The following is a 13,079-nucleotide window of genomic DNA, read 5'->3' on the forward strand; positions in this document are numbered from 1 at the left end:
CGCCTCCATGAACTCCTGCCCTGGCACTGGAAAGCCCACCAGCAGGTCCACAATACCATCGCCGCCTGAATACGCCCGCGTCTCTCGCCGGATGATTACGATCAGCACGTCCTGACGCTGTTTCCGGGCCTCGGTCACCTCATGACCGAACCCGGCATCGACCACATTCGACCTGCCACGCGACACGAGCCCCCGATCCAGCCATGTCGCACCATCCGCTGTGATCTGGGCCTCGAGATCGAGACTGGACAGGATGCGCACGGACATCTGTTTCGCGCGGCTCGTATCATACGCCGCAGCCCGTTCCAGATAGTCGCAGGGGATCTGTAAGCATCCGGTAGAAGCCGCCTTGTAGGCTGATAGGACCGGATATCTCTTCTGTGCATGGACGATTTTATCGAGAATGAACACGAGACGGTCGCAGCGAATGTCGCAGCGACTGTCCGCAGCATGTACTTTACTAAAAGCGGACAACCATACTCCCTTTAGTCGATTGATATGTTAGGCCGCATTCAGAACGATAGCCGTTTGGTTCATCAAATGACCTTACTCGGGTATAATAGCGCATCATGCTGTCTCAATCGAGCAGTCCCGGGACAATCGACGATAGAAAATGCTTAAGCCGACCGCTTGCCTCGGGGTCCACACCAGGGCGTGGACATAGAAGCGTGCAATCGCTAGCGCCCGGTAATTTGGCGAAGGCACTCCATTTTTCTGCCGTTGGTGGGAAGAGGACAAAACCTCCGAGAGGATGACAACGGACGACTTCATGCTGGTCGATCCACGCAATTGTACGGCGATAATGCTCGACCGTTAGAGGCTTAGCCTTGGATGGGGCAATTTCATCGTTGGACAGATTGTCGTCCACACACTCGATCACTTTGGCGTGATGTTCAGGGCTGGCTAGGCAGGCGTCTCCAACGATCAAGATTTTTTGGCCCGGACATGAGATGCGTATCAGATAATCCGGGGAACAGCGCGCTTCCAATCCAAGGTATGGACATTCCTCGTCAAAATGCTGATTGAGAGCAGCCCACTCCATCGTCGGAACATTCCGCTCCGAAATCGGAGGAAGCCGGTCATGATCGACAAGAGCGGGGCGCGCTTCATAGTCGAGATCAAGAGATATCTCCCCTTTATTCAGACGCCAGCAGCAGCTGACGACCGTATCGACGCCCCTATGGGACCAGGTCCCGGAAAAGCCAAGTTTCTCCAGTTCTCGCACCAGCCAGACCGCACCCCACAGTTCCCATAGATCATTAAGGACGACGGGCGGATAATGCGACAGCTGCGCCTCTGTATCAGAGTAAGCTTGACTCCCGGTCGTACCAAAGGCGCGCAGGAGCAGACGTAGCCTGTAATCACGTTGCAGAAGCGGGCTCGAGTAAATCGCGATGTTGAGCTCGCGGGGCGCGATCAGATGCCTCAGCCTGAGGCGAAGATTCTTCAACTCACTCTCATGCTGACGCAGCATGTCAATTGCTTGATTAGTTCTTTCCCTTCGTCCGTTAGGGCTTCCACGAGAGTTGATGTTTTCGTAGGCGGCAATCTCGTTCCCGATTTTGCTAATGCGCTCGCTAATTATAGTTGATCGGCGCATAGCCCAATGTGAAACTAAAGCGTTTTCGATAAGCATGAATTGAGTCGCTGTTGGGGAAGTTAATTCGGTAAATGGTGTCCGCCGGATCGATCTGGCTGCCTTAAGCTCCTGCCCAACATGGTCGATCAGATCGTGAGAAGTAGCCGAACGTGTGCCATGAGCAGTCCGCGCCCAAGCCTTCCCACGATCGCCTGGGCCTCTTTCCCAAGAAACGTCGATACCGAGCATTTCCCGAATGTCGCCGATCATTATTTCAATATCCCGAAAATTCAGCAACTTTGCGGGGATTACGTAGGCCTGCAGTATGCAGTCTTTGGGAACCTTAAGGCGCAGGCTTATTCTGCCAAATCGCCGCTTGTACCCAAGGTCAGCCTCAAAACTCCACCGTTGCCATCGTGCAGGCTGATCTTGAACGACTGTTTCTTCACCTTTGAGAGTTGTCAGCAGCTTCTTGTCTGGATTTTTACCAGCGATTTGCGCGTAGTTCCCTCGCGTCAGAATATCGAGATATGGATGATCGTCAGGAACAAGATACCATTTTTGGGGGTCCCAGGGGGCGGCGTCAGTGAGGGTATTCGTTCCATGCCAGCGCACGGATACAATTTCTGTGCTCATCAATGCCACGGTGACACGAAACCAAGATGCTCCTGCCGGCGCGCCAATTTCAATCGTCGGTGAGTCATAGGTAGGCGGCTTGAGTTCCGAAGAGACTTTTCAATGGCATCAAGAGCAGGCTCGACCGTTTCGAAAGCTCCGGAAAGCTTGACCAAAATTCGACTTGCTATGAGACGATCGACGACATCGTCGGTTTCGAGCAGTCCAGCACTGTTCAAACCGAGACTCTCATGCAAACTTAGGACGGCCTCGATATCTGCCAGCACCCTGCGAGAGGGCAAGAAATCATGGCGAAGACCGTTTTCGTCGACGGCCTTGCGCAATGCCGTTACGACGCTCTTCACGCGCTCATCGATATTCCCGGTAACGCGCGGAACCTCGGGAAGCCCTGAGATTATGTATTCTTCGCCAAGTGTGGGCAGCGGTGCAGAAGCACCTCCATCCCACAGGACTTGCGGCAACTCTATCAGAAAGCATCGGTCGATAATCTTCGGAGAAGGGACGCGCGAAGATTCATCGATATTGAGGGTGCCCATCACGCGACAAGATGCAATACTGCGCCCGTCCGAGATTTCCCGTGTGTCACTCTCGATTGCATGAAAGAGACGCGATAAGTAATACTCTGGGCGTGTCAGATTGAACTCGTCAAAGAGCACTAAGTGTCCCCGATTGTCGTTTTGGAGAAGCTTCAACAGATTGCCTTTGTCGCCGAACAAGGCGTCATCGTTTGTCCAATGGGCCTGGACAGCGATATCGTGAAAGGAATCATCTGGGGTCTTTCCAAGAAGTCTGGCTATTAGTCGAACTAAGGTAGACTTGCCGCACCCGGGAGGTCCTGCCAGAATTACAGTCGGACGAACGGCGAGGCCAATTAAGGCAACTACAATGTCGGCGAATGTCGTGCTGTGTTCCTGTTCCCTGAACACTTTTCCAATCTGTGTCAGAACCTGCACAAATTCCGAGTCTGAGCTACGTGTGTCCCACCCATTCGTTTTGATCTGGTTAGGCCGAGGAAGAGCTTGTGAGTTAACTGGACTGAGCGTCTTCCGTTCGACGTCAGGGAAGGTTACCGACGGTAACGCTCGAGATTCATCGCTCTGGTCGGGTTCATTCGTGGAGCTAACAAATTGGACGCTGTCCTGCGTGGCGCGTGGCAGCTCTTGTTCACTGTGGAGCTCAATGGCGGATTCAGTTGAAACGGTTGAGGCACGCTCGGCCATTTCAGTTCCTCGCAGAGCGTCTTTGACGTATTGCTGCGAGACGCCACCTGGACCTGCAAAAACTGCGACAATTTTAGACATACCCAGATCGAGAAGGATATGCCCGGACTGCTTTTGAGATGTTGTTTTCACCTCCGTCTTTTCCGCGCTAATCCATAAATCCAATCCGACGGTGTCGTGAGAGGAGACTGTCGCGCGTGAGCTGTCAGGGACCCAAGTTAGGTTCATTTCCACCGGGATGCGGGCTACGCTGAATTCCTTTGGTCGTCGACCACGGGGAGGATTTTTATCGTCAAGAAGAAGCCTAGCTTTGGCTTTTTCACCTTTCTGAAAAGATGGCAAGCCTGAGATCAGTCGCGTACCACCCGTATCGACAAACGGGTCGTCTGGAGACAGAATTACGATTTTCTCCTCATATGTCTGAGCCGTCTTAATTGCCATGACAATAGGACACTGAAGAGTAGTTTCCAGCCGTGCATCGCCGCTGGATAACGACGCATCATTCTTTCCATCACGTCTCAACAGGATGTCATTGTTTAAAACATGGGCAATCCCGCCGACTGCGGCGGCGATTGGAAAGGTGTCTCCTACCTTAATTACTTTCGGACGATAACCATCAGGGAAAATAGACGCCAGCATCGCTTCTTCAAAGTCCGGAAGCAAGCTTGTTCCCCCAGCGAGGACAATCATGTCTATGAGGCGATGGGCATCCCGAGGACCGTTCACTTTTTTATCTTTAAGACGATCAGCGCTTTTTTCACGAGCATCCGACGTTGAAATCTGACTAGCGTACAGCTGCTCAAATAATCTTTCGAATGCTGGCCGCAATTCGTGCCATAGGTGGACTGTTACCATTTCCAGTTTAGCCCGATCGATTGTACCTGAAGCCCCTCCCTCCGTGAGCGCTACCTCTACCTGCTGCAGCGTGCCACGGCTAACGGAGATCTTGGCGCTCTCGATTTTTCGCATCAAAGCCGGGTCGGTCAGACTAGCGCCGACAAGGTTCGCGAGTTGCTCATCGACCCAGCGTCCCGCGTTGGCAACACTGTCGCCGCGCATTGTTCGGAGGCGCTGCGTGCGTTGCGCCCCTTTTCCTCCGCTCTCGACGATTTGTCCGTCGCGGCGACTGATTACGATCGTCATATTAGCAGTCGACGCGCCGGTATCGACAATAAGGACAACGTTATTGACATCACTTTCGAGTTCGAGAGTTCGTGTGACAAGCCTGAAGTACTCGGCGACCATCTCAGGTTCTGGAAGGACCGCTACATCCGGGATGGCGGCCTCAAGCGCCTCTTTATAACGTTTTCGAGACCTCGGTTCAGAAATAGACGGCATGAGCGCGTATCGGGATAGGCGACGGTATTCTTGTGGAATTTCCGCGAATAGCCGTGCGACGTAGGCGCAAAAAACGGCATTAGGATTGAGAATGCGGTATGGTGTGCCGGTATCATGCCGGTCATAAAACATTTTCCGCTCAGGGCCACCCTGAAGCATCCAAGACTTGACATCGTCAATTTCGAAGACCCACCCTTCTTCCGCAGGAGGGGACAGAAGTAGATCCCACTGGTCGTGCTCCCGAATAGTAGGATCAGCGACAATGAAACATCGAGAAGAAAGAAACGGCCGGTCGTCTTCCCGTAATAAAAACCGAATTCCGCATTCAACCGACTTGTTCATAATTCATCCATTTTATATCAATATAATTTTTAATTATAGTTAGCTTCTGGAACCTAGCCAAAGGGCTGACGTTCCGACCATCGTGTAAGTTTTGATTTCTTGTCGCTCAATCTTGACCATGGCACAAGGCTTACCTGAGCGTTTTGGGCGCGGTGCATCCAACGCAACTTTGCATCGGGTGGAAGGCAAAGTATTCTCGGTCCAGACGGTATCAATCGCATTTGCCGCCTGGCGCAAAGTTGTGTTGAGTTCAAACGCGTTCACTCCATGGCGTGACGGTATCTTGCTGTGTGAAAGGGCAAATCAAGACGACCTTCATCGGAGTGTTCAGGAAATCCCGGCTGCGGTTCCGATACCCGACGACAGGCTGTACAGCATCATTGTGACCGTCGAGGATCGTGATAAAACAGTCAATGTCACTCCCTGAGCGGCTTTAAAGTCACTAAGAGTTGAATCTTTGCCTGCCTCCTTAATCGTGTCGACTTCGAGACCGTGCAGCGTCCTCTGGACCTCCGCTATCCGAGGGTTTACTGTAAAATGTAGACTCAAGGTAGTTCCCCATAAACTGCCTGTCCGCGCAAAAAATCAAGCTGACGGGCAGCAGCAGCCGTCACCCCGGACATTCGGACGGATTTTATGTTGCCCCTAAAACAGACAGGAGTAGAAGAGCTTTTCTCGCTAAGGTTGCGTGCCAAATGTAATCTTGCAATTACTTAATCAGTGACAGATGATTATCACCTCATCTCAAAGCTATGGAAAAATGACATATATACATGACTTTAGATTTTTTCTAAGTGATTCATCATTTGTAGATGCCATAATTGAGTATAATGCCAATACATTTGATGCAGAACTTATTTTACCACCTCTTCCCCCAAACCCCTCAAGATTTTTGAACCGAGCATCAACGTCGTTTCAAACTGCTGCTGATGCGTTTAATTGGGTCGTGCAAGAGATATTAGCATACGCAACAAGCAATTCACTTTCGATCGCATGGGTAGACAATCCGTGCAACACTCCATTCATAAGTGAAACAGAACAGACTTCTGTGTTTCAAACAAAAGGTATAACGGTGACATTGCTAGTTAACGGAAAGAAATAATTTTCATACAGATATTATGTAGATTTTGTTGGTCCGATTTATTGAAAGTTTATTGTGTAGCGGACATTCCGTTCTGCCCCCCATTGCGGTCTTTAACTATTCACCGACCAGCGTCCAGAATCCCAGCTTGCGCTTATGCTGCGCTTTCAGGCGGGTCACAAAAGCTTCGTGGGTTTCCATTCCATCTGCTGTGGTCAGCATTAGCGCGAGAAGTCGGCAGGAGGCGAGATCCTTCGCGGCATAGGAATAGTAGCGGGAAAGTGCCTTATCCAGCACGGCCTCGACCAGTAGGCGATAAAGAAGCGTTGCCTCGTTGGGATACGATTCAGACAGACGATCCGCCGCCGGACGCAGTGTTCCGTAATCACGCCCGTCCAGTTCTGCCGTATGCTCCCGCACGAGACGGGCAGCAGCGTCGAGCGCTGGCCATTCAAGAAGGGTAGAAAGGGCTACGCCCCTGACTGGGAACTTGCGGATGTGATTGAGTGCTCGTTCTTCAGCATCAATCGCATCGTAATCGCTGAGATGGCGCTGGTATGCCTGCCAGTGCGACAGACTCAGGCGGTCCCGAAAGACTTTCCATCGCAGGGACTGGGCCTGGTCGCGGTCGCCCACGGCTTCGCACGCTTCGATCCGAAGATCGTCGTTTTCCCAGCGGAGCCGGGAAGTCTCATCGGTCTCCCGGTTGAGCCATTCGAGCGCCTCATGGGCGCGCCCCGTGTCCAGCAGGCGGCGTGCAACATCGCCGATAGAGGCGGACTGGCGGTTACTCAGGTTGACAGCCTCAATATAGGCATCGACGTCACCCATCACGTCGGCCAGATCCTTCAGGCGACCAAGGGTCTGCATGCGCGCGATGTCGGTACGATAGTCTCCCTTCCCCTTTGAGGCGGGGAGGTCGTGCAGTCGTGCAAGAAGCGTGGCCCTGAGCATGGTCGCGCCTGCTGTACCCAGCGCCTCACCGCACGACGCGAGCAGGTGGTCACAAGTGCCATACCCATCCGCATCGAGAAGCGTGAGCAGATCCCTGACGGTGAGAGCCGGATCCCGGCCAGCCTGTCGTCCCCAGAGGGTGCCAAGGTCGGTGGCCGCTTCGCGAAACACATCTGACAGATAACCGGAACTGTCATCAGAGCGCTCATAGACGGAAGGAGCAAGTTCCACGAGAATACGCATGGCGGAAATCGCCTGCCCGACATCCATCGTTGCAACATCATCGAGAATGGAGCGTCGCAGCGTGTCGAGTTCCGTGGCGAGGGGTTTGATCCGGTCCCAAGGCAGAAAGCCACGGGAGCGCTGGATCGTTCGCAGCCTCTTTTCGATCTCCTTGCCGAGTTTGTCTTTCGCATGAGTGGCTGTCAGCGCCATGCGCAGCTTCCGGGTGAGCACGGCATCCTGTTCCGACAACTCGACCAGAAGGTCTGCAAGCCGATCCGCACCAAGGGCTTTCAGATTGTCTTTCGTGACGGTCGTGCCGACTTTCGCGGATGCGGCGGATTTGCGGGTGGCAGTTTTTGTAGAAGGAGTGCGAGCCATGAATACAGATTATGACCGTGCCCCCAGGGGCGCAAGCAAATGACGTCACCATGAAAAAGAGGAAAAAGGGCTAATGGCTCCGCCCTCGCGCCGGAAAGGGTGCGCGTCAGCGCGCTGACGCCGCCCGATGGGGTGTCCCCGATCTTCCTGCGCTGCGCTCCGTGCAGATCTGGCGATACCCCTCCTCATCGGTCGCCCTTGCCGTTGCTACCCCGCTGCTCGCCGCGAGGCAGAGGAACAGCGGGGGCTGTTCCTCGCGGAACAAAGGGCAAAGACCATGATCGGCAAGGGCAACGTGACGCCGCCCGCGAAGCCCATCCCGGACGTGATCGACATGCCGTATTCGGGAAACAAGCTGCACCCGACGCAAAAGTCCGTGGCGGCCCTGCTGCCGCTGGTGGAAACCTTCTGCCCGGTAGGCGGTCTGGTTCTGGACCCGTTCGCCGGTTCGGGTTCGTCCCTGGTGGCGGCGCAGCATCTTGGCCGCGACTGGCTGGGGATGGAACTGGACCCGGACCACGCGGCCACGGCGACCCGCCGGCTGGCCTGGCACGGGACGGCGAGGGCGGCGGCATAAGCCGCCCCCTTCTTTCGTCACCCTACCCAACGGCCAGAAAATCGTGCCGGTCCCGACGGACCGGCGGCAAAGACGCACCGCGACCCGGTGCGTGCGGAAGGCGCCAACAAGCGGCGCCTCGGTCAAACGTCTGAAAAGAGGCGACTGCTGCTCGTCTGCTCGGTTCTCGAAGCCGACAGGCAGAGCAGCGAAGTCAGCGGCCCTTGATGACCTTGTTGAAGTCGACGTCGTAGCCGGCGGCATGCATCTCCTTGGCGAGCTCCATTTTCCAAGCGCCGGCATCGTCCCAGGAGACGTAGACTACGCCGACGTAGTCCGATGGTAGCTCGACCGTATCCTTGAGCAGTGCGCAGACCTTGTCCCGCCCGAGGCGGCCGACGAAGTACCCCAACTCCAGCATCACGTTCTGCCTGGCGCGCGGCTTCTCCTCGCTGTCGGTCTTCGCCCTACCGACATCGTCTGGTGTCAGGAGGACCACTGCGAAACCGACGTCGCTGTTGGCGATGAGTTTCTCCGGGATGGTCATCCCCCTGCTGGGCTGTTCGTGCAGGATGACCGGCTGCAACCCCTGCTGCTCGAGGAAGCGGGCTACGGTTTCCTTGGTGCCGTTGTCGCGGCCATGGACCACGAATATCTTATTAAGGTCGACTGAGGTCGATGGAGCATCCTGCATAGCAGGAGCCGATTGCTCGATGAACGTCTTGAAGTCCCGACCGAACGGCACGATGACCGACTTCGTCATCTTATGTATGCCGGAGATGAACTTGTTGCCGTTGTAGAACCAATGGTGGCCAAAGTCCATGAACCAACCCGGATTGGCGGCGCCGCGCTCAATGAGGGCGATGGTGAGGCCGAGTTCCTGCTCCTTGTCGTCGGGCCACTTGAGGCTCGCGCTGCCTACCATGCTACCACCCTGATCGCTCTCCGCGAGGAACCCGTCGAAGTCGACCTTGGTGCTCAGTGCCTCGCTGGTGGCGCGCAGTTCCTCCGTTTTCAGAGCCCCAGCCAGCTTCTTCAAAGGTCGTTCATAGGTGTTGTAGTCGGCCTGCTGCAGGTCGAGTATGGCGTTGTTCAGTTCGGCGAAAGCAGATTTCAGAGTCACTCGGTATCGCCCTCCAGACGAGCGGCTGCGGCCTTCTCGAGGATCTGCTCGCGCAGATTCGCCTTCATCTGCTCCACCAAGTTGACCACCATGTCGTTGCCCTCGTAGGAAACGGCCTTCTGATGGATGGCGGCTTCCATCTCGCTGATAGCCGTCTCGATGCTGCCTGGGTCGGTGGGATCGAAGGATACGCTCGCCAATTCTCCGTCCACCTCCGTGGCGAACTTGGCGAGTTGGTCCATCTCCCTGGTGAGCTTGTCGAGACCTGTGATCTTGAACATGTGTTTCCCTCCAAAGGGTATCCTGCCCCGGCGATGAGCATGGAGTAGATGTCGTGCCATAGCTATCCTGCACCGCCCGCCAGCCTACGACACAGCTTTCAATAATATCCCACGATATCTGTGCCCTGTCATTAGTCCGACAGATATGGCTGCTCCCGATCGGGGAGAAAGACTGCTTCCTACCTAAATTTGGTTGCGAGAGATCGCGCTGCCTGTGTCCGCTATGCAGAGGCGGCATTCGGCGATTTTATGTCCCATATGAGGCAATTCTGTTGAAAAAGTCGCTTGCTGTGTCGGGCGGATATAGGCTTGTGAGAAGTTTGATGCGCCTGTCTCCTTCAGATGGCCTGCTGGAGGGAGCCGGCTGGCATCAGCTTTGCCATTTTACGCAGGTTCTGGGCGGTTGCGGCGAGGATAATCTTTTAGGGACAACAGGTGTCGATGCACCGAATGCGGCATCGTCGAGAACAGCAAGATATTCCTTTACGGCATGCCCTGCTGCATCAGGAGGAAGGCCTTCATCTCCCGGAACAGCCAGCCATCGATTGGTATCGGCCTGGATCAGGCTGGCGTCGACGGCAAAACCTTCCCCACCGACCATGCCCGTCTCGATACAGTGCCGGACGGTCATCTCGAACACTTCGCGCAGAAGGTTGCTCTCACGAAAACGGCCATGTCGGTTCTTTGAAAATGTAGAGTGATCTGGAACAGCCCCTTCCAGACCCAACTGACAGAACCATCGATAGGCGAGGTTCAGATGCACTTCTTCGCACAGGCGTCGTTCAGAACGGATGCCCATGCAGTAACCGATCAACAGCATCCGAATGAGGAGTTCCGGATCAATCGACGGGCGTCCCATTGTGCTGTAAAATGGGCGAAGGTGTTCTCGAATTCCAGAGAGATCAATCAGCCGGTCAATGGATCGAAGCAGGTGATTGTCTGGTACATGCTGCTCCAAGCTGAACCCATAAAACAGGGTTTCCTGAACCCCGGTTCGCTCACCCATCATTTGCCGACACTCCTTGACTGATGACGACTGAATCAGGAAGCCATGATTATTTCAAGAGCGACTTTTTCAACAGAATTAGGCGAAAGCGGTCGCGCGCTGCACATACCGGTGTTGCCTTCATCTGAGCGTTTATGGCAGCAGAATCCATTAAAACTGGAACCATTGCCGACCATGACGTGCCACTACACCTAGCCATTGATGTTGATTCATCCATCCTATTACTTACACAAACACCACCGATGACCGCATAGGATGATTTTGTTCTTTCTTATGACGCATGACCCTGTCCAATGGCTCCAGTATCGTCTGGAGAAACCGTCATGGACGCACGAGACAGGCAGGCGCGGATCAAGATCATTCTTCCCGACGACGAGGCAGCCGCACCTTATGTGACGGATGCGAGCGTGCTCCGCCTGGCACGGCTCATCGGTCGCCAAATGGCTCGCGAGGATTATGAGCGTCAGAAGCGCCGCCAACGCCGCACCCGCCATCCAGCAGCGCCTGCCCGAAAAACGTGATGGCGACGCCAACGAATTGACTACCACCCGGCGGGCAGAAGCAAGGTAAGCTCTGACACCCTCTCTTTTTGGAAGATGATGCCCGGAGTTCTGCCATGGTCCGTGTCGCGCTCTATGCCCGCTATTCCTCCGACAATCAGCGGGCCGCCTCAATCGAAGATCAGTTCCGCATCTGCCGCGAGCACGCCAAACGAGAAAAATGGAAGGTCGCTAGCGCCTATAAGGACGCGGGCATCTCCGGATCCAGCATGATCCTGCGTCCCGGCATCCAGACCCTTTTGCAGGACGCGCAGCGCGGCGAATTCACTGTTGTGCTGGCCGAAGCGCTGGACCGCATCAGCCGCGATCAGGCAGACGTCGCCACCCTGTTCAAACATCTGAAGTTTGCAGGGGTCAAAATCGTTACCTTGGCCGAAGGCGAGATCAGCGAACTACATGTCGGCCTCAAGGGCACGATGAACGCTCTGTTCCTCAAAGACCTGGCGCAGAAGACCCATCGGGGCCTGCGCGGTCGGGTCGAGGACGGCAAGTCCGGTGGCGGCCTATGCTACGGCTACAAGGTGATCAAGAAGCTGGACGCACGAGGCGATCCGATCCGGGGTGACCGGGAAATCGACCCAAACGAGGTCAATATTATCCGGCGCATCTTCAAAGACTTTGCGGCTGGCATCGGCCCGCGTGCAATCGCGCGCGCACTCAATGATGAAGGTATCCCTGGCCCGAACGGCAAGCTGTGGATCGACACCACGATCCGGGGGCATGTCCAGCGCGGCACAGGGATCGTCAACAACGAACTCTATATCGGCCGCCTCGTCTGGAACCGGCTCCGCTACATCAAGGATCCCTCAACCGGTAAGCGGGTGTCGCGGCTGAACCCTGAATCTGAATGGATCATCACCGAAGTGCCCGAACTGCGGATCGTCGATGATGCACTCTGGCAGGCGGTTCGCGACCGTCAGGCGAAGATCGCTGCCCAATACGTCAACGTCATCGCGGCGGTCAGGACATCGGCCGCAAACCGGATGAACGGCATGCGCCGCCCGAAATCCCTGTTCTCGGGTATGATTTTCTGCGGCGTCTGCGGCGGCACCTACTCGCTCCGCGAAAAGGACCGCTATGCCTGCTCGAACCGGATCGCTAACCGTTCCTGCCATAACAAGGCAACGATCCTGCGCCCCGACCTTGAAGAGCGCGTGCTGGCCGGCCTCAAGCACAAACTGATGACACCCGAAGCCGCCGCTGCAGCCATGAAAGCCTATACGGAAGAGACCAACCGACTGAATCATGAGCGCCGCGCCAACAGTGGCGGCTGGAAGGCCGAACTCGCAAAGGTCGAAAAGGGCATTGCCGGCATGATGCGGGCGATTGAAGACGGGATGTACGATCCTCAGATGAAGCTGCGGCTTCAGGAGCTTCGCGACCGCGAAGTCGAGCTGAACGCCCTGCTCTCCTCCGAACTGGAGGACACCTTGGATATTCATCCGAATGTCGCGGCGCTGTTCAAAAAGAAAGTAGAGCGTCTGACCGAGAGTCTGAACCAGCCAGAGGATCGGGCCGAAGCATCCGAGGCCGTCCGCGCGCTGGTCGAGAAGATCGTCCTCTCCCCCGGCGACAAGCGCGGCGAGGTCTTCGCAACGCTGTATGGCGATTTGGGGACGTTGCTCAGATTCGTGAATCAGAAGGACACGAAATGGGGCAAGTCCCTGAAAGGACTTGCGAAAACATCAATGTGGGAATCGGTGGTTGCGGGGGCAGGATTTGAACCTGCGGCCTTCAGGTTATGAGCCTGACGAGCTACCGGGCTGCTCCACCCCGCGGTGGTGAGGGGTGACTGGAAGA

General features: G+C 55.4%; 9 protein-coding genes, 1 tRNA gene and 2 pseudogenes. 4 read left to right on the plus strand and 8 right to left on the minus strand.

Annotated features, from left to right (window positions below):
- The 3 genes from CFR76_RS16305 to CFR76_RS16320 form a co-directional block, all read right to left on the minus strand.
- Positions 1-411 (minus strand): DUF3363 domain-containing protein (locus CFR76_RS16305; protein WP_146222715.1); only part of this gene is annotated, 411 nt, incomplete at its 3' end.
- Positions 412-577: 166 nt separating this feature from the next.
- The gene (locus CFR76_RS16315) at positions 578-2,215 is read right to left on the minus strand and encodes a hypothetical protein (RefSeq protein ID WP_110557879.1); all 1,638 of its coding nucleotides are present in this window, start codon (positions 2,213-2,215) and stop codon (positions 578-580) included.
- Entirely contained in the window at positions 2,215-5,115 is a 2,901-nt protein-coding gene (locus tag CFR76_RS16320; protein ID WP_110557880.1) for an AAA family ATPase, read from the minus strand. Before CFR76_RS16320 ends, CFR76_RS16315 begins: the two co-directional genes overlap by 1 nt.
- Before the next feature lie 112 nt (positions 5,116-5,227).
- Between CFR76_RS16320 and CFR76_RS17870 the strand changes: the two genes are divergently transcribed.
- Positions 5,228-5,542, plus strand: a complete 315-nt coding sequence (locus CFR76_RS17870) for a hypothetical protein (RefSeq protein ID WP_146222716.1) — start codon at positions 5,228-5,230, stop codon at positions 5,540-5,542.
- 771 nt (positions 5,543-6,313) lie between these two features.
- Here the strand turns inward: CFR76_RS17870 and CFR76_RS16325 are convergent.
- Positions 6,314-7,753, minus strand: coding sequence for a DUF6880 family protein (locus tag CFR76_RS16325; RefSeq protein WP_110557881.1), 1,440 nt, complete (start codon positions 7,751-7,753; stop codon positions 6,314-6,316).
- Positions 7,754-8,036: 283 nt separating this feature from the next.
- On the opposite strand from CFR76_RS16325, the pseudogene CFR76_RS16330 reads away from it, so the two are divergent.
- Positions 8,037-8,330, plus strand: a pseudogene (locus tag CFR76_RS16330) (DNA methyltransferase); the annotation flags it as partial.
- Between the two features lie 193 nt (positions 8,331-8,523).
- On the opposite strand, the gene CFR76_RS16335 reads toward CFR76_RS16330, so the two are convergent.
- From CFR76_RS16335 to CFR76_RS16345, 3 genes and pseudogenes are all read right to left on the minus strand, one after another.
- On the minus strand, positions 8,524-9,432 hold the full coding sequence (locus CFR76_RS16335) for a TIR domain-containing protein (protein WP_110557882.1): 909 nt from the start codon (positions 9,430-9,432) through the stop codon (positions 8,524-8,526).
- Complete coding sequence (locus CFR76_RS16340; protein ID WP_110557883.1) at positions 9,429-9,713, minus strand: hypothetical protein; 285 nt, start codon at positions 9,711-9,713, stop codon at positions 9,429-9,431. Before CFR76_RS16340 ends, CFR76_RS16335 begins: the two co-directional genes overlap by 4 nt.
- 400 nt (positions 9,714-10,113) lie before the next feature.
- A pseudogene (locus CFR76_RS16345) lies at positions 10,114-10,722 on the minus strand (transposase); the annotation flags it as partial.
- 320 nt (positions 10,723-11,042) lie between these two features.
- Here CFR76_RS16345 and CFR76_RS16350 point away from each other — a divergent pair.
- Together CFR76_RS16350 and CFR76_RS16355 are read left to right on the plus strand one after the other, a co-directional pair.
- The gene (locus CFR76_RS16350; protein WP_110557884.1) at positions 11,043-11,240 is read left to right on the plus strand and encodes a hypothetical protein; all 198 of its coding nucleotides are present in this window, start codon (positions 11,043-11,045) and stop codon (positions 11,238-11,240) included.
- 95 nt (positions 11,241-11,335) lie between these two features.
- Positions 11,336-13,024, plus strand: a complete 1,689-nt coding sequence (locus CFR76_RS16355) for a recombinase family protein (RefSeq protein WP_110557886.1) — start codon at positions 11,336-11,338, stop codon at positions 13,022-13,024.
- Here CFR76_RS16355 and CFR76_RS16360 read toward each other — a convergent pair.
- A tRNA-Met gene (locus CFR76_RS16360) sits at positions 12,981-13,057 on the minus strand. The two genes, CFR76_RS16355 and CFR76_RS16360, sit on opposite strands and share 44 nt — an antisense overlap.
- Positions 13,058-13,079 lie beyond the last annotated feature (22 nt).

Source organism: Komagataeibacter swingsii, from assembly GCF_003207895.1.
In the GTDB taxonomy this organism is placed as follows: domain Bacteria; phylum Pseudomonadota; class Alphaproteobacteria; order Acetobacterales; family Acetobacteraceae; genus Komagataeibacter; species Komagataeibacter swingsii.

What these genes read in the sequence shown, in the direction of transcription:
- CFR76_RS16315 (WP_110557879.1), bottom strand. Translation starts at nt 2,215, where the DNA reads ATGAGCACAGAAATTGTATCCGTGCGCTGGCATGGAACGAATACCCTC.
- CFR76_RS16320 (WP_110557880.1), bottom strand. Translation starts at nt 5,115, where the DNA reads ATGAACAAGTCGGTTGAATGCGGAATTCGGTTTTTATTACGGGAAGAC.
- CFR76_RS16325 (WP_110557881.1), bottom strand. Translation starts at nt 7,753, where the DNA reads ATGGCTCGCACTCCTTCTACAAAAACTGCCACCCGCAAATCCGCCGCA.
- CFR76_RS16340 (WP_110557883.1), bottom strand. Translation starts at nt 9,713, where the DNA reads ATGTTCAAGATCACAGGTCTCGACAAGCTCACCAGGGAGATGGACCAA.
- CFR76_RS16350 (WP_110557884.1), top strand. Translation starts at nt 11,043, where the DNA reads ATGGACGCACGAGACAGGCAGGCGCGGATCAAGATCATTCTTCCCGAC.
- CFR76_RS16355 (WP_110557886.1), top strand. Translation starts at nt 11,336, where the DNA reads ATGGTCCGTGTCGCGCTCTATGCCCGCTATTCCTCCGACAATCAGCGG.